21 protein-coding genes are annotated in these 21,308 nt (G+C 51.3%); 6 read left to right on the top strand and 15 right to left on the bottom strand.

What is annotated here, in order from left to right; genetic code table 11:
* Positions 1-255: 255 nt before the first annotated feature.
* From E5161_RS01445 to sleB, 8 genes are all read right to left on the bottom strand, one after another.
* The gene (locus E5161_RS01445; RefSeq protein WP_281279832.1) at positions 256-990 is read right to left on the bottom strand and encodes a response regulator transcription factor; all 735 of its coding nucleotides are present in this window, start codon (positions 988-990) and stop codon (positions 256-258) included.
* Positions 991-1,145: 155 nt separating this feature from the next.
* Complete coding sequence (gene dgoD, locus E5161_RS01440) at positions 1,146-2,294, bottom strand: galactonate dehydratase (protein WP_136775810.1); 1,149 nt, start codon at positions 2,292-2,294, stop codon at positions 1,146-1,148.
* A 15-nt stretch (positions 2,295-2,309) separates the two neighbouring features.
* The gene (locus tag E5161_RS01435) at positions 2,310-3,923 is read right to left on the bottom strand and encodes a response regulator transcription factor (RefSeq protein ID WP_136775809.1); all 1,614 of its coding nucleotides are present in this window, start codon (positions 3,921-3,923) and stop codon (positions 2,310-2,312) included.
* The gene (locus E5161_RS01430) at positions 3,898-5,688 is read right to left on the bottom strand and encodes a sensor histidine kinase (protein ID WP_136775808.1); all 1,791 of its coding nucleotides are present in this window, start codon (positions 5,686-5,688) and stop codon (positions 3,898-3,900) included. The genes E5161_RS01435 and E5161_RS01430 overlap by 26 nt, the downstream gene beginning before the upstream one ends.
* 42 nt (positions 5,689-5,730) lie before the next feature.
* Positions 5,731-6,549, bottom strand: a complete 819-nt coding sequence (locus tag E5161_RS01425) for a carbohydrate ABC transporter permease (RefSeq protein WP_136775807.1) — start codon at positions 6,547-6,549, stop codon at positions 5,731-5,733.
* Positions 6,542-7,426, bottom strand: coding sequence for a carbohydrate ABC transporter permease (locus E5161_RS01420; RefSeq protein ID WP_136775806.1), 885 nt, complete (start codon positions 7,424-7,426; stop codon positions 6,542-6,544). The genes E5161_RS01425 and E5161_RS01420 overlap by 8 nt, the downstream gene beginning before the upstream one ends.
* Positions 7,427-7,502: 76 nt before the next feature.
* Positions 7,503-8,861 carry an ABC transporter substrate-binding protein gene (locus E5161_RS01415; protein ID WP_136775805.1) on the bottom strand — a complete coding sequence of 453 codons (1,359 nt, stop codon included), beginning with the start codon at positions 8,859-8,861 and terminating at the stop codon, positions 7,503-7,505.
* A 214-nt stretch (positions 8,862-9,075) separates the two neighbouring features.
* Positions 9,076-9,717, bottom strand: a complete 642-nt coding sequence (gene sleB / locus E5161_RS01410) for a spore cortex-lytic enzyme (RefSeq protein WP_425456422.1) — start codon at positions 9,715-9,717, stop codon at positions 9,076-9,078.
* 525 nt (positions 9,718-10,242) lie between these two features.
* On the opposite strand from sleB, the gene E5161_RS01405 reads away from it, so the two are divergent.
* A complete protein-coding gene (locus E5161_RS01405; protein WP_136775803.1) occupies positions 10,243-11,985 on the top strand; it encodes an ABC transporter ATP-binding protein in 1,743 nt (580 codons plus the stop codon).
* Between the two features lie 45 nt (positions 11,986-12,030).
* Here the strand turns inward: E5161_RS01405 and E5161_RS01400 are convergent, their stop codons facing one another.
* From E5161_RS01400 to E5161_RS01385, 4 genes are all read right to left on the bottom strand, one after another.
* Positions 12,031-12,525 carry a VOC family protein gene (locus tag E5161_RS01400; protein WP_136775802.1) on the bottom strand — a complete coding sequence of 165 codons (495 nt, stop codon included), beginning with the start codon at positions 12,523-12,525 and terminating at the stop codon, positions 12,031-12,033.
* 3 nt (positions 12,526-12,528) lie between these two features.
* Positions 12,529-13,035 (bottom strand): SRPBCC family protein, encoded by a 507-nt coding sequence (locus E5161_RS01395; protein WP_136775801.1) that lies wholly within the window; start codon positions 13,033-13,035, stop codon positions 12,529-12,531.
* The gene (locus E5161_RS01390; RefSeq protein WP_136775800.1) at positions 13,032-13,388 is read right to left on the bottom strand and encodes an ArsR/SmtB family transcription factor; all 357 of its coding nucleotides are present in this window, start codon (positions 13,386-13,388) and stop codon (positions 13,032-13,034) included. Before E5161_RS01390 ends, E5161_RS01395 begins: the two co-directional genes overlap by 4 nt.
* Before the next feature lie 135 nt (positions 13,389-13,523).
* Complete coding sequence (locus tag E5161_RS01385; RefSeq protein ID WP_136775799.1) at positions 13,524-14,504, bottom strand: aldo/keto reductase; 981 nt, start codon at positions 14,502-14,504, stop codon at positions 13,524-13,526.
* A gap of 107 nt (positions 14,505-14,611) precedes the next feature.
* Here E5161_RS01385 and pdxR point away from each other — a divergent pair, with 107 nt between their 5' ends.
* Complete coding sequence (pdxR, locus tag E5161_RS01380) at positions 14,612-16,030, top strand: MocR-like pyridoxine biosynthesis transcription factor PdxR (RefSeq protein ID WP_136775798.1); 1,419 nt, start codon at positions 14,612-14,614, stop codon at positions 16,028-16,030.
* Here pdxR and E5161_RS01375 read toward each other — a convergent pair.
* Positions 16,021-16,401, bottom strand: a complete 381-nt coding sequence (locus tag E5161_RS01375) for a YkvA family protein (RefSeq protein WP_136775797.1) — start codon at positions 16,399-16,401, stop codon at positions 16,021-16,023. The two genes, pdxR and E5161_RS01375, sit on opposite strands and share 10 nt — an antisense overlap.
* A gap of 99 nt (positions 16,402-16,500) precedes the next feature.
* Here E5161_RS01375 and E5161_RS01370 point away from each other — a divergent pair, with 99 nt between their 5' ends.
* The 4 genes from E5161_RS01370 to E5161_RS01355 all read left to right on the top strand — a co-directional run bounded on the left by E5161_RS01370 (position 16,501) and on the right by E5161_RS01355 (position 19,122).
* Positions 16,501-17,016, top strand: a complete 516-nt coding sequence (locus E5161_RS01370; RefSeq protein WP_169306543.1) for an adenylyl-sulfate kinase — start codon at positions 16,501-16,503, stop codon at positions 17,014-17,016.
* Positions 17,017-17,102: 86 nt separating this feature from the next.
* Positions 17,103-17,642, top strand: a complete 540-nt coding sequence (locus E5161_RS01365; protein WP_136775795.1) for an adenylyl-sulfate kinase — start codon at positions 17,103-17,105, stop codon at positions 17,640-17,642.
* 29 nt (positions 17,643-17,671) lie between these two features.
* Positions 17,672-18,130 (top strand): protein-tyrosine phosphatase family protein, encoded by a 459-nt coding sequence (locus E5161_RS01360; RefSeq protein ID WP_136775794.1) that lies wholly within the window; start codon positions 17,672-17,674, stop codon positions 18,128-18,130.
* Complete coding sequence (locus E5161_RS01355) at positions 18,127-19,122, top strand: phosphotransferase (protein ID WP_136775793.1); 996 nt, start codon at positions 18,127-18,129, stop codon at positions 19,120-19,122. Before E5161_RS01360 ends, E5161_RS01355 begins: the two co-directional genes overlap by 4 nt.
* A gap of 6 nt (positions 19,123-19,128) precedes the next feature.
* Here E5161_RS01355 and E5161_RS01350 read toward each other — a convergent pair whose 3' ends face one another.
* Together E5161_RS01350 and E5161_RS01345 are read right to left on the bottom strand one after the other, a co-directional pair.
* On the bottom strand, positions 19,129-19,815 hold the full coding sequence (locus tag E5161_RS01350) for a response regulator transcription factor (protein WP_136775792.1): 687 nt from the start codon (positions 19,813-19,815) through the stop codon (positions 19,129-19,131).
* Positions 19,812-21,278, bottom strand: a complete 1,467-nt coding sequence (locus tag E5161_RS01345) for a sensor histidine kinase (RefSeq protein ID WP_136775791.1) — start codon at positions 21,276-21,278, stop codon at positions 19,812-19,814. The genes E5161_RS01350 and E5161_RS01345 overlap by 4 nt, the downstream gene beginning before the upstream one ends.
* Between the last annotated feature and the right edge of the window lie 30 nt (positions 21,279-21,308).

Below are 21,308 nucleotides of genomic sequence, written 5' to 3'. Positions count from 1 at the left end.
GTTATTTTCATTTTGTTATTAACAAGTAGTTAATTTCATTTAATCTGGAAAGAAAATATTTGTCAATGTTTTCAATCCAACCACAAAGAAAATAGCATCGCCAACAAACATACATGAATGAAAACTGAAAGTTTGCTGAATGTCCGGAAGAATCGCTTAGAATGATTACGGCGTCACTGAAAAACAAAAAAACGCCCTTGATCGTCCTTTCGAACGAACAAAAGCGTTGGCCGGGATATGTATGACAATTGCGTGTTATTTGGGCTCTTTAACGAATCGCTTCCGATAATCGCTAGGCGTGTGCCCGAGGATTTTCTTGAATGTATTGCTGAAATAAGCCGTGTCCATGAAGCCTAACCGTTCGCCGATTTCGGTAATGCGCAGCGACGTATGCTCAAGCAGTCTGGCCGCTTCCTTCATTCTGACTGAGGTTACATAGTCCGTGAATGTCATCCCCGTGGTTTGTTTGAACAGTTTGCTGAAATAGCTCGGATTTAAATGCACGAATTTCGCAGCCTCAGCTGATGTTATGTCATATAAACGTTTGGTCTCGAGATAATATAGCACCTGCTCTACCGCGGACATTTCCTCCGGTATGATATCTGCGGCGGAACTCCCCTTGGGCGCGGATTGTTCCTTCCTCTTGATCCAAGCGCTGATGCATCTGGTCAACTCTTCCGCTTCCACCGGCTTCAATAAGTAGTCGATTACCCCCTCGCGAAGCGCTTGCTGCGCATACGCGAAGTCATCGTGGCCGCTGACCAGGATGACGTCGGTTGGATAACCGTTGCTTTTAATATCTTTCAAGAGCGCCAATCCGTCCATTACAGGCATTCGGATATCTGTAAGGACCAGGCTGGCTTCATTGGATTTAAGCCAATCCGAGGCTTCAAGTCCGTTAGAGGCTTCATGTACAATGAAGAGCGGCAGGTCCAACTTTCCAATGACTTTCCGTAATGCCGTACGAACCCATTTCTCATCTTCTACCAACAGGATTGAGTAAGATATCAGACATCACTCCTCGAACGATCGATCACTTGAACGACAGTCTTCCCGCGGCATCGTCTCGCTTAAATTAACACATTACAAAGAGTAAAAAAAGAGCACGCCTATGCAGGCATGCTCATGGGAAATTTCTGAGGCATTCACCATTCCGCTACGGTTCCGTCTTCTTGCCGCCACACGGGGTTTTTCCATTGATGACCGATAGCCGCCATTTCGCGGACTTTGTCCTCATCGACTTCAATACCGAGGCCCGGCCCGGTCAAATTTTTCACAAAGCCGTCCTTGTATTCAAACACAAGCGGATCCTTCAAATAATCGAGCAAGTCGCTTCCTTCGTTATAGTGAATCCCGAGACTCTGCTCTTGAATGAACGCGTTGGGCGTGCAGGTATCCAATTGCAGACAAGCCGCAAGCGCGATCGGACCGAGCGGGCAGTGAGGGGCGACCGCAACGTCATAGGCTTCGGCCATCGCCGCGATTTTCCGAGTCTCCAAGATCCCGCCCGCATGGGATAAGTCCGGCTGAATAATGTCCACAATGCCTTCCGCCAACAGTTCCTTGAAGCCCCATCGGGTGTACATCCGCTCGCCCGTCGCGATCGGACAAGAAGTATACCGGGCGATTTCCTTCAGAGCTTCATTGTTCTCCGGAAGCACCGGCTCCTCGATAAACATGGGACGGTACGGTTCTAATTCCTTGGCGAGAATTTTGGCCATGGATTTATGTACCCTGCCATGAAAATCAATGCCGATCCCCACGTCTTTGCCGACGGCCTCGCGAACGGCGGCAATTCTTGCGATGGCCGCGTCCACCTTGCCGATCGAATCGATATAATGGAGCTCCTCCGTCGCATTCATCTTGACAGCCGTAAATCCAAGCTCCACCTGCCGCTTGGCTGCCATGCCGACATCGCTCGGACGATCTCCGCCGATCCACGAATATACCCGCGTCTTCTCCCTGCAAGCTCCCCCGAGCAGATCATAAACGGGGGCATTATAGAACTTCCCTTTGATATCCCATAACGCTTGCTCGATTCCGGAGATTGCGCTGGACAGGATCGGGCCGCCGCGGTAGAAACCAGCGCGGTATAGAACCTGAAACATGTCTTCGATTTTCATCGGATCCCGGCCGATCATGTAATCGCTCATTTCCATGACCGCAGCACGGACGGTATCGGCTTTACCTTCTACAATCGGTTCGCCCCAGCCGATGATTCCTTCGTCCGTTTCGATTTTCAAAAACAACCACCGCGGCGGTACCTTAAACAGTTCCATTTTCGTGATTTTCATCGAGTCCACCTGCTTTCATAAAAATTGATCCCGGTATTCCTGCGGCGTCATGCCGAAGCTTTTCTTGAAAGCATGATTAAACGAATGCGGACGCTGGTAGCCCAAATGAGCCGCGATTTCGTAAATTTTGTCCGTACCCTTTTTGAGCATATATTCCGCCTTCTCCATACGAATTCGGTTCATATAATCGCTCAGATTTTCACCGGTTTCCAGCTTGTAGATTTTCGAGACGTAAACCGGATGCAAGAAGACGTGCTCGGAAATGGATTGAAGAGAAACGTCCTTGTGGATGTTCTGTTCCACGAAGTTTTGGATCTGTTTGATTAAGGATGATCGGGAATGATTCGTCTCCCGGTCGGCGTCCTCCCGGATACGTTCCAGTCCCCGGAAAGCCCATTCCTTTAATTCTTTCGCGGAACGGAACCTCGTTCCCTGCATCATGAGGCTGTAGTCGTCCCCGATGAGCGCGTTTAAGGTACGCCCGTTCTTATGCGCGATATAAGAATAAGAAGATGCGATGGAAAAATAGGCTTCGAGCAAATGTTCCGGGGAATCGGCGCACTTGCCTTCCATCTCGTGGAAGGCGGCTCGCAGCTTTTCTTCGGCGCTCTGCCATCTGGCGGCTTCGAGCAGATGGATCAGTGTCGGCGGCTCGTACAAGCTGTTCAACACCGGAACTTCAGCCTGCTCACCGGTCGGCTCGTCCAGCCGGATGAAAAGCTCTTTGACGCTGCCGATCCGCTGCCGGAAACAGGACACCGAGCGATCGTAAAGTTCCCGGATATCATCCGGGAACTCCCCCTGTCCGCTCACGAGAACGGAGATTTGACCGTTTAAATACGATCTCACCGTCGACTGCAGCAGCGAAGCGGTTCTTTCGAACCAAGCGGGATCGGGTGAAAGATTTGACATTCTAGGCAACATAACGAATACCAAATAATCGTGTGTGTCCTTTGTTTGCCAGTTTACATAATGTTCCCCGAACAACTCCTCGACGATATTGCCGATCGCGTATTCCATCAAGGACAAGCCGGTCGGGCTCATGTCCTGGAACTCCTCGAGCCGGATCATCATCAGTTCGAAGGATTCGGCAGGAATGGCGGGAAAGCCGAGCATGTCCATTTTTTCTCGCAGCTCGGCTTCCGGCATTCTTCGGCCGAGGAGGAGATCGTCAAGTAGACTTCCCCGAAGAACGGGCAAATTCTCTTTGAGCGTCTTGGCCAGCCGTTGATGGGACACGACCGCTTCCCATTCCGCATGCACCTTCTCAATCACTCTTCGGATCGTAGAGAGAAGCTCCGCTTCCTTCACCGGCTTCAGAAGGTAGTCTTCGGTCTGATGCACGAGCGCTTCTTTGGCATATTGAAATTCCGAATAGCCGGAAAGCAGGATACATTTGGTCTTCGGCCAGCGCCGCCGGATTTCGGCGATGAGCTGCAGGCCGTTCATCGCAGGCATTCGAATGTCGGTCATGACGATATCGATGGAGAATTGCTCCAGAATCGACAGCGCTTCCGGACCGGAATACGCCTTGTACACCTGCTCGACGCCGAGCGACTGCCAATCGACGGTGCTGTGGAAGCGGTCCACAACGTGGATCTCGTCATCCACGATCATCAGTTGTACCATTGTTACCCCCTTCCCCAGGACTGCCGGCTCCTGACGCTCCGGAGCTTCGTGTCCAATTCAAGATCACTCTTAATCCGCCTCCGGGAACGTGCTCGAATGTTAGTCCCGACGCTTCACCGAACTGATAGCTGAGCCGCTGATGCACGTTCCAGACGCCGCAGCCGATTTCCTCCGACATAGGCTCCGTCAGTTTGGCGCGCAGATGGGCTAATGCCTCTTCCGACATGCCGACGCCGTTGTCTTCGACGATTATCCTATTCAACTCGCCGTCCTGTTCTCCCGTGACCGTTATTTTTCCACCGTCCAGCCGGAATTCGATTCCGTGAAGGACCGCGTTCTCCACGATCGGCTGCAGAATAAGCCGGGGGACCCTTTCTTCCCACATCTCCTCTGGCACCGAAATCTCGTACTCCAACCGTACCATTCGCATCGTTTGAATGCTCAGATAGTTTTCGATCAGCTCGATTTCGTCCTTCAGGCGCACCGTTTGGTTTTCGACCCGGGTGGTGTAACGGTAATATTCAGCCAGGTTTTCACCCATCGCGATGACCGAATCCCAGTCTTCGACCTTGGCGGAATTGATCATGAAGAAAAGCGAATTATAGAGAAAATGCGGATTGATCTGCGATTGCAGCTGTTTGAGGGCGGCTTCGCGCGAACTGATTCTCTCCGCGTATACCACCTCTACCAGCTGCTGGATTTGACCGGCCATTTCGTTAAAGCGCTGGATGAGGTATTGGAACTCATTCTTCGCCCGGTAGTCGATCCTCGCCGACAAGTCTCCCCTCTTCATCCGTTGCACACCTCGGATGATGTTTTTGATGGGAATCTGCACGTGCCGGTACAACAGGAACGAAGCGAAGACGCCCATAGCCAGCAGTAGCGCGATCGAACCGTAGAACAAATTGCTGGTCTTGGCGATCGGAGACAAGATTCTCTGCTCGGGAACATAGTCCACCAAATACCATCCGAGCTGGCGGGATTTGACGTAGCTGACCAGGATCTCCTGATTTTCGATCACCATCCGCTGCTGCCCTGAGTCGGACAAGGCTTCACCGGACAAACGTTCCCGGATTTTATTGACTGTGTGCGGTTCGGAAGTGCTGTTCAGAATCGGTTCGTAGCCCAGATGATAAAGGAACGGGTCGCTCTGCTTATCTTTCTTGGAAACGTCCAAAAGGTTGCTGATATTCTGCACCGGAAACCGGACTTGATAAACCGCGTCTGCGTCGGCAAAAGTTCGAACCTTGCTCGGAACGCCGATTTCCCGGATGAAAGATCCGACCGTATCTCCCCGCGAAGAATCCTTCTCATAACTCCAGGCGGTATGGATCGGATCGCTCCAGGACCCCTGCCTGCCTGTTCCATGTAGAAAGATATTGGTAGAGATCACTTTATGACTGCTCGGAATGAACACCGTCAGGTCGTTCGACCAGCTGCTCGATACGCTCTGCAGACCGAATTTCTCCGCGATGCGTGACTCGGCTTTCAGCGTTTCGGCAGCCGATCCGCCCTCCCGGTCCACGAATTCGCGAATATGCGGGTCGAGACTCAAAATGACCGGGAACATGGAAAGATTCCCGATCGCCGAGTCCATCTGGTAGAGAAAGAAACTGAGCCGGTTGAGGTTCGAGGATTCGATCTCCTCCCGGATAACTTGATTGGCCGTACGGTTCGAGATTCCGTAGAGCAGCAGGATCGGGATCAAGAGAAGCAGAACCATGATGAGAATCTTGTTGAATATATTGAGTCGATACCGCACCATGATTCCGCCTTCCCCGTCATCCCTGCTGTCTATTGCGCCATCTTAACCTTTAACCGCTCCCGCCGCCAAGCCGCTGACGACATAACGCTGAGCCAACAGCGCGATAATGAGAACCGGAAGCGTGATGATACAGGCGGCCGCCATCAGAGCGCCCCAATTGATTTCCGAGTAAGACATAAAATTAAACACGGCAACCGGAAGCGGCTTCGTCTTGTCCCCTGCCAAAATAATCGAGAACATGAAATTGTTCCATGAAAAGATGAAGGACAGCAGCGACGCCGTAATCACTCCCGGTCCGGAGATCGGCATGATGACCCGCAAGAAGACCTGGTGATGATTGCATCCGTCAATGAGACCTGCTTCCTCGATCTCCTTGGGGAGCGCCTCGAAGAAAGAAATCATGATCCAAATAATGAACGGCAGTCCCACCAGCATGTGGCTCAGGATCAGCGCCGTGTAGGTGTCGACGAGATGGATTTTCGAGAACAGAATGAACCAGGGGATCAGGAAGGTGATCCCGGGGATGATCCTGGCCACCAGAATCACCAGGCTCAGCTTGTGCATGTGATGTCTCGCGATGGCATAAGCGGCCGGAAGCCCGAGCAGCAGCGCAAGCAACGTGGAGCCAAGTCCGATGATGAGGCTGTTCACGATGTACTTCAAGAAGTCGTATTCTTTAAAAACACTCGTATAATTATGTGTCGTCGGCTTAAAGAAAAGCAATTGGCCTTCCGACATAATTTGCGATTGGGTTTTGAAAGAAGCCAGCAGCATCCAAATAAAAGGGAACGCGAAGGCGAGCAATACGAGAGCCGTAAGCAGGCCGAAGATGAGCGCGGCTGTCCGTTTTCTTTTAGTCATACTGGCCCTCCATTCTCTTCCTCATCCAGATCATGAACAGTGTGAGGCCCATGACGAGTCCGAAGAACAGGACCAACAGAGACGAAGCCGTTCCGAGCTTGAAGTATTGGAAACCCAATACATAGCCGTAAATATTCAGCGTTTCCGTGGACAGGTTGGGACCGCCTTGGGTCGTGGCATAAATAATGTCAAACGTTTTCAAAACATCGATTAAGCGAAGCATAGCGGCGACCAAAATGGTCGGTTTCAGGAGCGGCAGCGTGATGGAGACGAATTTGCGCCATCTCCCCGCCCCGTCCACGTCCGCGGCTTCATAGGGTTCGCTTGGAATCGTAGCCAGTCCCGCCATGACGATCAGAGCGATCATGGGTGTCCATTGCCATACGTCTACAATAATCAGCGAAGAAAGTGCCTGATTGGGTGAGGCGAGCCACAGCAGCGGCTTCAGACCCATGGATTTGAGCAGCATGTTTGCCGCGCCGATCGTCGGTTCGTAAATGAGAAGCCATACCAATCCCATTGCCACCGGCGTGGCGACCATGGGCAGCAGAAATACGGTTTTGACAAAATTTTTACCCCGGAACTGCCTCGAGAGCAGCATAGCGATCGCCACGCCCAGGATCACTTCCAGCACCATTGCCACTAAGGTGAAAGAAATCGTATGACCTGTAGCCTTCCAAAATCTTTCTTGCGTCAGGAGGGTCTTATAATTATCGAACCCCACCCACTTCGGCGGGGTAATGGCGGACATGCTCCATTCGAAGAAACTGATCCTGACTGTATAAAGAATAGGAAAAAGCATCATGACCAGGACAAAAATAACGGCAGGGAGCACGTAAATCCACTTCAAGTTGCGGTCAAACCAGCTGGTGTACAAACCGGCTCTCTCCTTTCTCCTAGATCAAAAGGGTCATGTCGAATGACCCTTTTGATCGTTTGGCTGTTGTCAGCCTTTATTTGTTTTTGTCCTGATCGATGATCGCTTGCAGCGCTTCGTTGGCCTTGTCGGCTACCGGCTGGATATTCTTCTCGCCCGTCATGATCTTCTGGACGATTTCTCCGACGGCGTCGCGAGCTTCGCCAACGTTGATGACTGTCGGACGGTCATGGTCGACTCCGCCCTTGACGCTTTCCTTGATTACAGCAACAAGCTCAGGCGGGAATCCGGTTGTGCCTTCCGGGTTATCCCATACGGAGGCGCGCGCTCCGGGATTGCCTTTCTCTTGCGTCTTCAGCACGATTTCTTTGCTCGTCGCCCATTTGATGAATTCCCATGCCGCTTCTTTGTCTGCCGATTTGGCGTTGACCGCGAGGCCCCAAGAAGTGATGTTGTACGGCTTGGAACCAGCAGATCCGGCAGGGAACGGAGCGAATCCGACCTTGTCGGCGACCTGCGATTTCGCCGGGTCCGTGGCATTCTTATAAAGCGAGTTTGCATCGGTTAGGAAAGCGACTTTCCCTTGTCCGAAAATACCGAACGCTTGCGGCCAAGACATGTTGAGGACTCCGGGAGGACCGTAGTCTTTAAGCAGCGTTCCGTAAGTCGTAAACGCCTTCACCGCTTCAGGTGTATTGATCGTCGCCTTGTCGTCCTTCAAGAAGTCTGCGCCTTCCCCGTAAAGGAACGAGGAGACTTGGGTAACCAGCGGAGAGCGCTGCCCACGCGCAACGAAGCCGTACATTCCTTTGCTCGGATCGTGAAGCTTCTTGGCTGCCACGACCAGTTCATCGATCGTCTTCGGCACTTCGATACCCGCTGCTTGAAGCAGATCTTTGCGGTAGTAAAGAATTTCTTGCTCCGTAATGATCGGGATGCCGGCAATCTTGCCGTCCACCGTGGCCGTACCAACGGCAGATTTGGAAATGTCCGCAAAATCATAGTTCGGATCTTTGTTCACATACTCATCCAACGGATGAAGCCATCCGTTCTTGAAGAACAGCTTGCCTTCCTGGAGCGGACGGAACATGAATACGTCGGGAGTCTCCGAACCGGCGGTGAATTGTACGGTCAACTTCTGCGTGAGCTGATCCTCGAAGAAGCTTTCCACGTTCACTTTCATCCCGGTGGCAGCTTCGAAATCCGGAATCAGAGGCTTGATCGCCTCAGCCCACGGATGGTTTGCCGTTACCAGATTAATCGACTTGCCTTCGAACGGTTTGGCAGCCGCGCTGCCCGATGCGGCCGGCGCCGATGGCGAATTGCTTCCCGATGCCGAATTGTTGTCGGAGTTTCCGCCGCAACCGGCCAGAAGCGATGCGGCCAGCGCCAGCGTCAATCCGCCGCCGAACCAGCGTTTTCTACTCTTGTTCATTGTAACCCTCCATCTGTATGTTTGGATGCGCTTTCGTTCTTAGCATAAAGAACCATGTGGAGAGTGGATATAACGAAAACTTAAGATTGATAACAAGGAATTAATGACTTCGAGGAACCTCGCATACAAAAGACACCCCTTATAGTTTCATCGGTAACACTTAGCCGTGTTTTCCATGTCTACAATAAAGGGTGCTTTTTATGACGTATTGAGGTTATCCGGCAAAAATATGGCGGCCGATTTTCAACTTCTGAGGACGCGACCATATCCATTCGCTGGTTGCCGTGTCCGGATTGAAATAGTAAAGGGAGCCTTTGGAAGGGTCCCATCCGCGGACTGCATCCAGTGCGGCCAGGTAGGCGGAACGGTTCGGCGTCAACCAGAATTGGCCGTCGTTTACCGCGGTAAATGCCCACGGCTGGAATACAACGTCCTGAATATTGCTCGGGAACTTGCCCGACTGAATCCGATTCATGACGACCGCAGCTACGGCTACTTGGCCTTTATACGGCTCTCCTCGGGCTTCGCTGTAAACTACCCGGGCGAGAATGTCCATCTCCTTCAGGTTTAAGGAGTATTTTCTCAGTTGTTTCCACGTCTTGGCTCCTGCCACTCCGTCTACCGTCAGCCCGTAAGCTTTCTGGAACCGGATCAACGCCGACCGGGTATGAGCGCCGAAATGGCCGTCCAACGGCTGGTTAAAGTAACCCATCGCCTTCAATCGATACTGCAAGTCCCACACGTCGCCGTTCGAAGCACCGGCTTTCAACTTCGTTGCCGCATCGGCGGCAGGTATAGAAATCGAGGTGCCCGCAAGAAGGAGCACCAAGAGGATGGCGAAGATTTTCGTTTTCAAAATGATCGTCCCCCTTTGCTTGTAGCATTATAACGGGGAACGAAGGCCTAGGACAATGGTCACATTTTGGAAAGCCGGTCGTTTTCAAACGCGGAAATAAAAAAACAGTCGCCGGACGGGAAACTGACCAAAACTCCGACTTTCATATCTTTGCTGGTGAAGTCGTTGCGCAGCTCCTCCACATTGTCCGCATAAAACATCAGTGAAGGTGTACCAAGATTAGGCCGGACGAATTTTTCGCCACCCAATCTTTATTTGTGCAAAACAATGCTCGTTGCCGTGCCATCCGCTGGAGCGACTTCAATCCGGCAATGTAAATGGGAAAAAACAATTTAAACCATATGTACGGATCCTTACATGCGGGTAATTTTTTATAATGGAAGTAATTATCTTCAAGGAGGTCATTCTCATGAGAACGAAGACATATCGAGCCGCCATCCAAGCCGATAAGGGTGGAACACTTTTATGAAACTGTAAACGGTGTGCCCCCTTATAGGTGTTACTAAACACATAAAGGGGTATCTTATGTCATTTCCGGTAAAAAAATTTTTCTCCTATTACAAACCTTATCTCGCCGTTTTTATCGCGACATTGGCTTGCGCTTTCATTGCCACCGCTGCGGCCCTCGTATTCCCGCTGCTCGTAAGATATATCACGAAAGATGTGCTGGCGGGTGACTTGACCCAGGCCCTGAGCAAAGTGTACGAGATCGGCGGGCTGGCGCTTCTGCTCGTCGTGATTCAAAATGCCGCCTATTACTTCATGGACTACAAGGGTCATGAAATCGGCGCCCGCATGGAAAGCGATTTGCGCGCCGAGCTGTTCTCTCACCTGCAGATGCTGTCCTTCGACTTCTACGATAAGCAGAAGACGGGGCAACTCATGTCCCGGATCACGAACGATCTGCACTTGCTGTCCGAGTTGTACCATCACGGTCCGGAGGATTATATCAAATCCTTGGTTCGCCTGATCGGCTCTTTCTTCATTTTGTATTCCATTAATGCGCCGCTGACGATTGCCGTATTTTGCTTTTTTCCGATATTGGGCTGCTTGGCCTTCTATTTCAATAAAAGGCTGAACAAAGCTTTGCGGCGAAACAAAGAGCGGATCGGGGACGTCAACGCACAGGTGGAAGACAGTCTCGCAGGCATTCGTGTCGTTCAATCGTTCGCGGGTGAACGCACGGAGATGGAGAAGTTTAACCGGGAGAACCAACGGTTTCTGGACAGCCGTATTCATACGTATAAGACGGAAGCTGTTTTTTACAATGTGTTCGAGACTTTGCTGCAGCTGATTACGCTAACGGTTGTGTTCTATGGCAGCGTTAATATCGTCCATCAGCAGTTGGATTTAGCAGATTTGATTACCTTTCTGCTGTATATCGGTTTCATGATCGAGCCCATCCAAAAGCTGGCACATATGAGCACACAGCTGCAAGAAGGGATTACCGGATTCCAGCGCTTCATGGAAATCATGAATCTGAAGCCGACCATAGAGAACAAGCCGGAAGCGATCGTCTTGCCGGAAGTGCGGGGAGCAATCGAGTTCAGGCAAGTTACTTTTCGTTATGGGGACCGTTCGAATGATGTGCTCTCCAACTTGTCGTTTCGCGTGCAGCCGGGAGAGTTTATCGCCATCGTGGGTCCGTCCGGCGCGGGAAAAACGACCTTGTGCTCGCTCATCCCCCGTTTTTATGATGTGTCGGACGGAGAAGTGCTGCTGGATGGCGTCAACGTCCGCGATCTCGAGCTCACATCGTTGCGAAGCAACGTCGGACTCGTACAGCAGGACGTTTACCTGTTTGACGGGACCGTTCTGGATAACATCCGTTACGGGAAGCCGGAGGCCAGCGAAGAGGAAATTATCGAAGCCGCCAAGCACGCGAACGCCCATGAATTCATCATGAGCTTGCCGTTCGGCTATCATTCTGAAATTGGACAACGCGGTGTCAGACTCTCCGGCGGCCAGAAGCAGCGGCTTAGCATCGCTCGCCTGTTCCTGAAAAATCCGCCGGTTCTCCTCTTGGACGAAGCGACAAGTGCGCTGGATAACGAGAGTGAAAGTATTGTGAAAGAATCGTTGGATAAATTGGCTGAGGGACGAACGACGATCGTGATCGCACATCGGCTTTCTACAATCCGCAGCGCGCAAAGAATTCTCGTCCTGACGGAAGACGGAATCGTTGAACAAGGGACACACCACACCTTGCTGGCACGCGATGGTACGTACGCGAACCTATACGCCAAGCAGTTCGAATATCAAACGTAGATGTGCTCGCAAGAAAGGGCTGCCCCATGGGACAGCCCTTTTCGTTCAATTTGCCGCGGTTTGATAGGCAGCTTGTTTTAATCTTTCAATGTCCAGCTTGTTCATGGTGAACATCGCCTGCATGACGCGGTTCGATTTCTCGGCATCTTGGTCCTGCATCAACTCATTTAGAACGGTCGGAACGATTTGCCACGAGACGCCGAATTTGTCTTTAAGCCAGCCGCATCTTCCTTCTTCCCCGCCGTCTGCGGTCAGCTTCGTCCACAGCTCGTCGACTTCCTGCTGCGTCTCACAGCTGACGAAGAATGAAATCGCCTCGTTGAACTTAAATTGAGGGCCGCCGTTCAAGGCCATGAACGGTTGGCCTTCCAGTTCGAACGTCGCGGACATCAGCTGTCCGGCCGGTCCAGGCCCTTGTTCCCCAAAGCGGGTCACGCTCACGATTTTCGAATCATTGAAAACCGATACATACAGGTTAATGGCCTCTTCCGCTTGATCGATAAACCACAGATAAGGGGTGATTTTCTGAACCTTCTTCATTTTTCAGTCTCCTTTTATTTGGATTTTTGCCGTAAACTTATCAAGCGATTGATTCATGCCGATTTCGGCATATTTGGACATTTGTCCCGGCGTCCAGCCATGTTCCGTTATCTTCAGTTCGGTCCTGTTGCTGCCGACCGCTTTGAATTCGATTTCGAACTTCACTTCCTCCGGGAAATCCGGCGGCATGCCCGCTTGTGAAGGATGGATCGGATTCCCATCCTTGTCGGACAGACGTTGTGTAAACTCCAGACGCTCCAGAGGAACAATTTTGGTATAAACGCCTGTGGAAAAAAAATCCTGGCCGCCCTGTTCCTCCGGCGCTCGCATACAGAACAAGTATCGGCCGCCTTCGCGCAAGTCGATTTCGCATCGCGGGGAAGTATAATTCGCCGGCCCCCACCAAAGCGTCACCAGCTTCGGATTGGTCCAGCCTTGCCAGACCATCTCGACCGGGATGTCGAAAACGCGGGTGATGACGAGGTCCTGTTTGTTCGCGTTCGGGTTCATGATTCGGTTTCCTCCTGCCCGGTTTGCGCAGCGGCTTTATTCTGCATTTCAGCCTTCAAGACTGCTTCCAGCTTATCCAGTCGTCTGCTCCACCGCTGTCTCATGTTCTTGGTCCATTCTTCCAAATCCATCATCGTCTCCGTATTGATCCGATAAATCCGTTGCTGCGCCCTTTTTTCCACATGTACCAAATTCGCCTCGCGGAGAATCTTCAAGTGTTGGGAGATCGCCTGCGGACTGACTTCGAACCGGTTGTGGATCTCAGATGCGGGAAACTCGTCATGGTCGGCAAGCATCTCCATGATTTTGCGGCGGGTCGGATCGGCGAGTGCGGAAAATATATCGTTAGGCATACAGCTCGTGCTTTCCTCTCCTTTCGGTGTTCATGTGATCCCATGCGCTGTCGTTTCTTTTGCCGTATCGTTTGGATCGTTGATTTCACAATAAAGGATTTTCTTAATTAAGTCAATGCTTTATTACACACAAATTTATCGCCGAATTTCGTCGATTTCTTTCAACTGCGCCGGAGTAAGCGGTCCGAATTCCATCGCCTTCGCCGCTTCTTCCACCTGTTTGACGGTTTTTAAGCCGGGAATCGGGATCGTACAGCCGCTTTTGCCCCAAATCCAAGCAAGCGCACCCTGGACCAAGCTTCGTTGACCGGACGTCAATATTTCGCGCAAGGACTCCAGCATAGCCAAATATTCGGCTTTCGGCTTGCCGTTCTGAAAATAGAGAACCCATTCGTGCCGGCTCCCCCGCACGTCATCAGCCGGCAGTTGGGTCGCTGGATTAAACTTGCCGCTCAACAGTCCCATAGCAAGAGGGGAATTATTCACGCTGCTCAACTTATACTTCTCGCACAAATCCACCATATCGGATTCCCCGATCAGCACGTTAAAGGGATGCTGGATGGATGCTGCAGAAGAGCGCTTGGCGAATGCTTCAGCCCGCTCCGTATCGTCCGTGCTCCAGCCGTATGCGCGAATCCACCCTTTCCGTTCCAGTTGTTCCAGCGTATCGATTACAGAATCAAGCTGCTCGAACGGAACGCCTCCGGCGTGGATTTGGTATAAGTCGATATAATCAGTTGCCAGCCGTTTCAGCGAAGCTTCGCAAGCGGATCGGATGTAACTCGGTGTCACGTCCACTTTCGTGAAAACGTTGCGGCTAGCCGTATCGTAAGTGAAACCGAATTTGGTGGCGATGACCGCCTCATGCCGGCGTCCCTTCAAAGCTTGCCCGAGCACCTCTTCGCTATGCCCGGTGCCGTATACATCCGCCGTGTCGAAGAACTGAATGCCGAGCGTCAAAGCTCGTTCGATCGCACGAATCGATTCGCGATCATCAACCTCCCCCCAGCCATCCGGTAATCCGTCCAGCCAAAACGGACCGCCGATCGCCCAGCATCCGAATCCGAGCGGGCTCACCTCGATTTCCGATTTCCCCAGCCTTCTTTTTTGCATCATCTTTTACCACCCTTCCCTCACTGGATTTAAAGTTATTATAATGAGAGAAATTGGTTACTTTTAGCGCCACTTATCATGAATTTTTAGGAGCCAATCGGAGGTTTGCCATGTTCGGCATTTATGTGGATCGATCATCGGAAATGTCGGTAACGGCCCAGCTTTGCAGTCAAATCCGGCAAAAAATTGAGAGCGGCGAGCTGGTGACAGGAACGCGCCTTCCGCCTACCCGGAAATTGGCACAAGAATTCGGCATTGCGCGCAACGTCGCGATCGACGCGTATGAGCAATTGATCGCCGAAGGTTATTTAATCGGACAGACCGGCTCTGGAACTTTCGTGGCGGAAGGGATCCTGTCCATGGCTTCCGGCAATCACGGTGCAGCAAAGCCTTCCGATCGGGTCGCGAAATCGAGTCCGCTCGTTCATGAGGATACGATCCCGTTCTTGACCGGTACGCCTGATTTGCGGAGTTTCCCCCAAAAAGAGTGGGCCAAGTATTGGAAAGCGGCGGCGGAGGATAGTCCAAGTGTTCTTTTCGATTATGGAGATATTCGCGGAGAGGAAGATCTGAGGTCGGAAATTTCGGCTTATTTGTATCGAACGAGGGGGATGTACGGCTCTCCGGAACAGATCATGATCGTGTCCGGCTCTTCGGAAGGGTTCTCGTTGATCGCCAAAGCCCTGCGTGCGGAATTTGCAGCCATCTATCTCGAGGATCCGACGATTGAATTTACATCCAACATATTCAGACAGACAAACTATCGAATTACTCCGGTAGATGTCGACGAGACCGGTATGAAACTGCACGAAATCTCCTGCTTTCAGGACGGCCATTTGATGCTGCTCACGCCTTCTCATCATTTTCCGAGCGGCAGCATTTTACCGATCCAACGCCGGCAGCATGCGGTAAGGCTTGCTGAGAAAGCCGATTCCTATATCATTGAGGACGATTATGATGGCGATTTCCGCTTGAAAGGCGTACCCATTCCTCCGCTTTACACGTTAAATCCCGATCGGGTCATTTATGTAGGAACGTTCAGCAAGACGCTTGCTCCTGGACTGCGAATCGGCTTCCTGGTCCTTCCTCGCCGCTTGGTGAGCCATTTCGTGCGATTAAGGGAAGAACTGAACCTCCGTTCCCCCTCCGTCCCCCAAATCGCCCTCGCCCGGTTTATCCGGGATGGGCGATTGGATCGTCATATCCATAAAATGAAAGCCATCTACCGTAATCGCCGCACCTTGTTGATTGATGCTTTAAAGCGTCATTTTGGCGATGATGCCGTCATTCGAGGCGATGAAGCGGGGATGCATATCCAAGTGGAATTCCCCCTTGCCCCCGATAACATAGATTGGCTGCGGTCTGTGGAGTATGGAGTCAAGGTTCATGGTGTAGAAGACTATTGTTTGGTAAAAGGGCGCCGCACCCATCAAATTTTGCTGGGCTACGGAAATGTCCGTGATGAAGAAATTGACGAGGGAATCGGTAGACTGCACCGGTTTGTGCACGAATGGACGGACTACTTGTAGACGAGCCACCCCGCCCAAATCGCGAGCGCAACCCATACCAATATAAAAATGACGGCCATCGTCCAATTCTTCGGTTTCCCGTTCTTTCGTATTTCCTCCGCCTTCGCCTTGCAATCCGCCAACACGGGATCCGGTATCATTTTTAAAGCCAGCGCAATGCCAAGCGGAACCAAGATGAGATCGTCCAAATAGCCGAGTAACGGAATGAAATCGGGGATCAGATCGATCGGGCTGAAGGCGTAGGCCACGACTGCCGCGCCGAACACCTTGGCATACCAGGGAACGCGGGGATCTTTGTATGCCAAAAACAAGACAAAAATATTGTTTTTGATTTCTTTCGCTCTAGCCTTTAATCGTTCAATTACGCTCATCAATCCTCCCATCAACCGGCCTGTCTATTTATGATAAACCAGTGGAGCTTGACAATCCACGAAGCATATTCTGCTCATACGCGGAGAGGAGATGTGAACATGCCGAACGGGGTCATCATTTGGTTCACCGGACATTCGAAATCGGGCAAAACAACGCTGACCAAATCAATAGAGAAACTATTACAACACAGGGGCTGCAAGGCGATCCGGTTGGACAGCGATACATTGCCGATGGGCATCATCAAGCCGGAGGGTCACAGCTGGGAAGAACGACAGCAGCGGAAAAATGAAAATTTGATTTTCCTTTCGAAGCTGTTGATGGAGAACGGCTATTACGTCCTGATTTCCTCAGTCGGGAGATTCAGCAAATGGAGGGAATTGCTGAGAAGCCAAGTTTCCGACTATTTGGAAATTTACTTGAAGTGCCCGTTAGAAGTCCGTTTGCAAAGGGACGTTACCGGCAAATATGTCTCTCATCCCGATTATTTTCATGTTTATGAAGAGCCTGAAAATCCCGATTTGGCCATCGACACGAGTCGAGTCCCCATTCCCGAAGCCACAGAGCTCATCCTACGCCTGTTCACTGAGCGCGGCTATCTGCAAAACGGTGAATAAATCATCATTCATCTAGACAACCTGTCCAATCGTTCTCCTTCCATCCGAGTATACTATAGTACTTTGGTGAAAGGAGTTGCGGACTCATGAACCAGGGAATGGTCGTATGGTTCACCGGTTTGCCGAACTCGGGCAAATCAACGGTCAGCAGACTCGTCGCAGAGAAACTGGAAGCGATGGGATATGCGGTCGAACGTCTCGACAGCGATGAGCTTCCCCGTTCTCTGACCAAGGAGCTCAGCCCAGACTGGACAACCAGGCAAAAACAAAAATGTTCGAACCTCATCTTTATTGCCAAATTATTGTCGAAGTACAAGGTTATCGTCCTCATCGCCTCCGTCGGAAGATTCGAACAGATGAGAGTAGCGGCTCGAACCCAGATCGAGCGGTATGTAGAAATCTACTTAAAATGCTCTCTCGAAACTCGTCTGCAGCGGGATGACAAAACGAAATACGTGCGATATCCGGATACGATTCACTACTATGAAGAGCCCGCCTTGCCGGAAATGACCATTCCAACCGACCAATACTCGCCGGCCGAGTCCGCCTCAGCCGTCATTCAATACTTAATGGATCAAGGATACATTGCCGAACGGGACAATATGACGGAACATACGATGGATTAAATGAGGATAGGAATGGAGTCTGCCCGGATATGACGATTTATACGATCATTCCAAATCGCCTGTACGCGGGCGGAAAATTGGACCGTGGAGGCTGGCAATTTGTCGCGGAGCATATTCACGCCGTCTTAAACCTTCGCACCGAGCCGGATCAACCGCCAATTGACGTCACCGGACGATTGTTGTTGTGGGCGCCTATTTTGGATAAAGCCGCTCCTGATTTACACTGGGTCGTTGACAAGACCCGTCTGATGAATGTATTACTGGACAATGGAAACACCTTGTATGTTCATGACACGGCGGGCATTAATCGGCTGGGCTTTATTTTGACTGCATTCTACATGCAGAGATTCGGTTACAGCCGTGATACCGCGTTAGCGGTTCTTCGCCGGAAGAAGCCGGAACTGAATCCGAAGCCGCCTTATATGGCCTTGCTGTCTTGTTTTGAAAAGTATCTGCAAATGTTTGCCAAATTAAGGTATTCGATATGATACGAGCAGAAGTTCAATTAGACCCGGAGATCATTCAAACGCTGGTCCAGGAGCATTACGGACTTCCGGTTCTGTCGCTGCAAAAAGTAAGAGCGATCTATAAGGTGTTCACTCCTTACGGTGCGTTCGGCTTTAAGAATGCGGAAGAGCTTCCGGACTTGCCGTTGGTTGCCCGTTTACTTGACCGAATCCGACTGGGCGGATTTGATCGAATCCCTTCTTTTCTGCGTACGATCCGAGGAAGCTATCTTGTCATCCATGACAACCAAACTTATTTTATGGAAAAATGGGTCGAACTTCCCGAAGTCCCCAAGCTGAGTTACCCCAATTTGGCAAGCATTGGATGGGCTCTGGCCGATTTCCACCGATCCGCTCAAGGAATCATCCCCCCTACGGAAAGCCCCCGCTTCGAATGGGGGAAACGGAAAGGCTTCCTGGCGGAAGCGCTCCGAAAGCTACGACAATGGAAACGGTACAGGAACAAACCGGAGGAAAATAAAATACTAGATTTCCTGTTCTACCGGTGTAACTGGGCCCTGGAGTCTATTCGTTGCTGTTCACCGCAACGCTTGTCGGCCAGATGTCCGGACGCCGCTGTTTTATGTCACGCCGGATTGCATCATAAAAATATATTAGTCGACCATCAGAACAAGATATGGTTTATTGACTTTGAGACCTTGACGTATGCGGAACGGGTCATGGATCTTGCACAATTGCTGCAGTATCACGCAAGTGCTTATCGCTGGAACCCCGCCGTCGTCAACAGATTCCTTTATGCCTACATGTCTCGAATTCCTGCTCCGCTTGCGCCCGACGAATGGAAGTTGTTTTTTTCCTATCTCGCATTTCCTAGAAGATTTTATAACCGAATGGTCCGATACTTCGACAGCCTCGACCGCCCGCCGGAATTATTACTGAAGCTGCAGGAAACGATGGATCAGGATTTGGAGAAAGAATATTATCTGCAGAAGATTCAGGAATTTATCTCGTGAGAAGCGTCACATCCGAAAACGGTATCCGGCTCCCCACACCGTCTCGATAAACTGCGGGTTGGCCGAGTCCGTTTCGATTTTTTCCCGGATTTTACGGATATGGACGGTTACCGTTTGGGTATCGCCCATCGCGTCGATCCCCCAGATCCGTTCGAACAGCTGATCCTTGCTGAATACCCGGTTCGGGTGAATCGCCAGAAAATGCAGCAAATCAAACTCTTTGTTCGTGAGCGTAATTTCTTCGTCGCGGACGAACGCCCGCCGGGAATCCGGATCGAGCCGAAGGCCGCGGATTTCGACTTCGCTGGTCGCCCCTCGGCTTCCGATCAGCCGTTCATACCGGTTCATATGCGCCTTGACGCGCGCCACCAACTCGGCGGGCTTAAACGGCTTCGTCAAGTAATCGTCGGCTCCCAAACCCAAACCCCGGACGACGTCGATATCCTCTCGCCGGGCGGTGACCATTAAAATCGGGATGTCCATTTGTTCGCGGATTTGTTTGCAGACGTCGAAGCCGTTCATCTTCGGCAGCATGACGTCGAGCACGATGAGGTCATACTTCCCGGAAAGCGCCATCTCAAGGCCAACTTCCCCGTTGGCCGCAATATCGGTGTGAAATCCGTTGACCTCCAAATAGTCGCGCTGCAGTTCGGCAATGGTTCGCTCGTCTTCCACGATCAGTATTTGTTTCACGCTCTGTCACCTTCCTTCCTCACCGGCAGCAACAAAAGAATCCGCGTTCCTTGTCCATACTCGCTCTCCGCCCGAATCTCCCCGCCATGTTCCTCCATAATTTGCTTCGCGATGGCGAGTCCCAGCCCGCTGCCTCCGGTATCGGCGCTGCGGGACTGTTCCGCCCGGTAGAATCGGTCGAATACATAGCGGAGCGCTTCTCGTTCAATACCCGGACCGTTATCTTCAATTTGAATCCTCACGTGATGGCCATCGGAAGATGCGAACAACTGAATCCGTTTGTCTTCTTTGTCCATGTAATTTACGCTGTTCTGGATCACGTTGGACAGCACGCGTCTGAATTGGTCACGGTCGGCCAGCACCTGGGCGCTTGCTTCTAACCTGATTTCCGTTTCCAACCGGATGCGCATTTTCTCTAGCTCGAATTCCAGCTCGTCCGCCCAATCGGCTAAAAACGCGGCGATCGGAATCGGCTCGAACGAGAACGGCTGGCGTTTCAAATCCAGCTTGGAGTACAGGAAAAGCTGCTCGATCAGCCGGTCCATCTCCGCTGCCTTTGCCGAGATCGTGCGGACGTATTTCTCGATTTTGTCCGGAGAATCCGCCACACCGTCGAGTATGCCGTCGACATACCCTCTGATGGCGGTGATCGGCGTTCTTAAATCATGCGAAATATTCGAAACGAGTTCCTTGCGGTTTTCCTCATATTGAAGCTGAAGACGAATCGATTTCTCCAGCTGCGAACGCATCTCTTCAAACGCCACGCCCAGTTGGCCGATTTCGTCTTTCCCGCCGACGCCTACCTGAAATTCAAGGTCGCCTTCCTTAATTTTGCGGGTGGCTTTATGCAGCTTTCGCAACGGGCGGATAATGCTCTTTGACATGAAATAAGTCAACAAAGAGTTGGTCAAGATCAAGATGACCAAAAATGAGGTCAGCAAAATCGGCAAATACTTGCGTGAAAAATAAACGAGGGGCTGGACCTGTGTGACGACATACAGACTGCCGCTCTGACCGCTCTTTGGCACAAAGTCATATTGACTAAGCGAGAAAAACTCATTCCCGTACGACTTCGTGGACCATTCGTGCCGATATCCGGAATGATGAAATGCGGGCAGGCGGGATATGAGCTGCGTTCGTGTTTGAATAGCTTTGGACACGAAATACGGATTACCGTCGATGAGCACAATGACAAATTGGTCCCCGGTTTTCATTTCATCCGATAAAGTGGTCAGAAATCCGGGGTCGGTCACGAGCGCCGGGTTACGGGCAATCGTATGGTTGATCAGCTGATGATAGTCATGGTCGTCGATGCCTTCGATCTGAGTTTCATAGAAGCTTCTCAGATTTTGAAGATCGCCGCGAAAGACGAATACGAGCAGCAGCGCAGTCAACACAATGAGCACCAGCGGAACGACGAGCATCGCCGCATAGGAGAACAGCAATTTCAAACGGATGGACATCGGCTCTTATCTCCGCTTCAGTTAAACTCT

Origin of the sequence: Cohnella pontilimi (assembly GCF_005049045.1) — a bacterium.
GTDB classification, from domain to species: Bacteria; Bacillota; Bacilli; order Paenibacillales; family Paenibacillaceae; genus Cohnella; species Cohnella pontilimi.
This window is presented reverse-complemented; position numbering and strand designations above follow the sequence as displayed.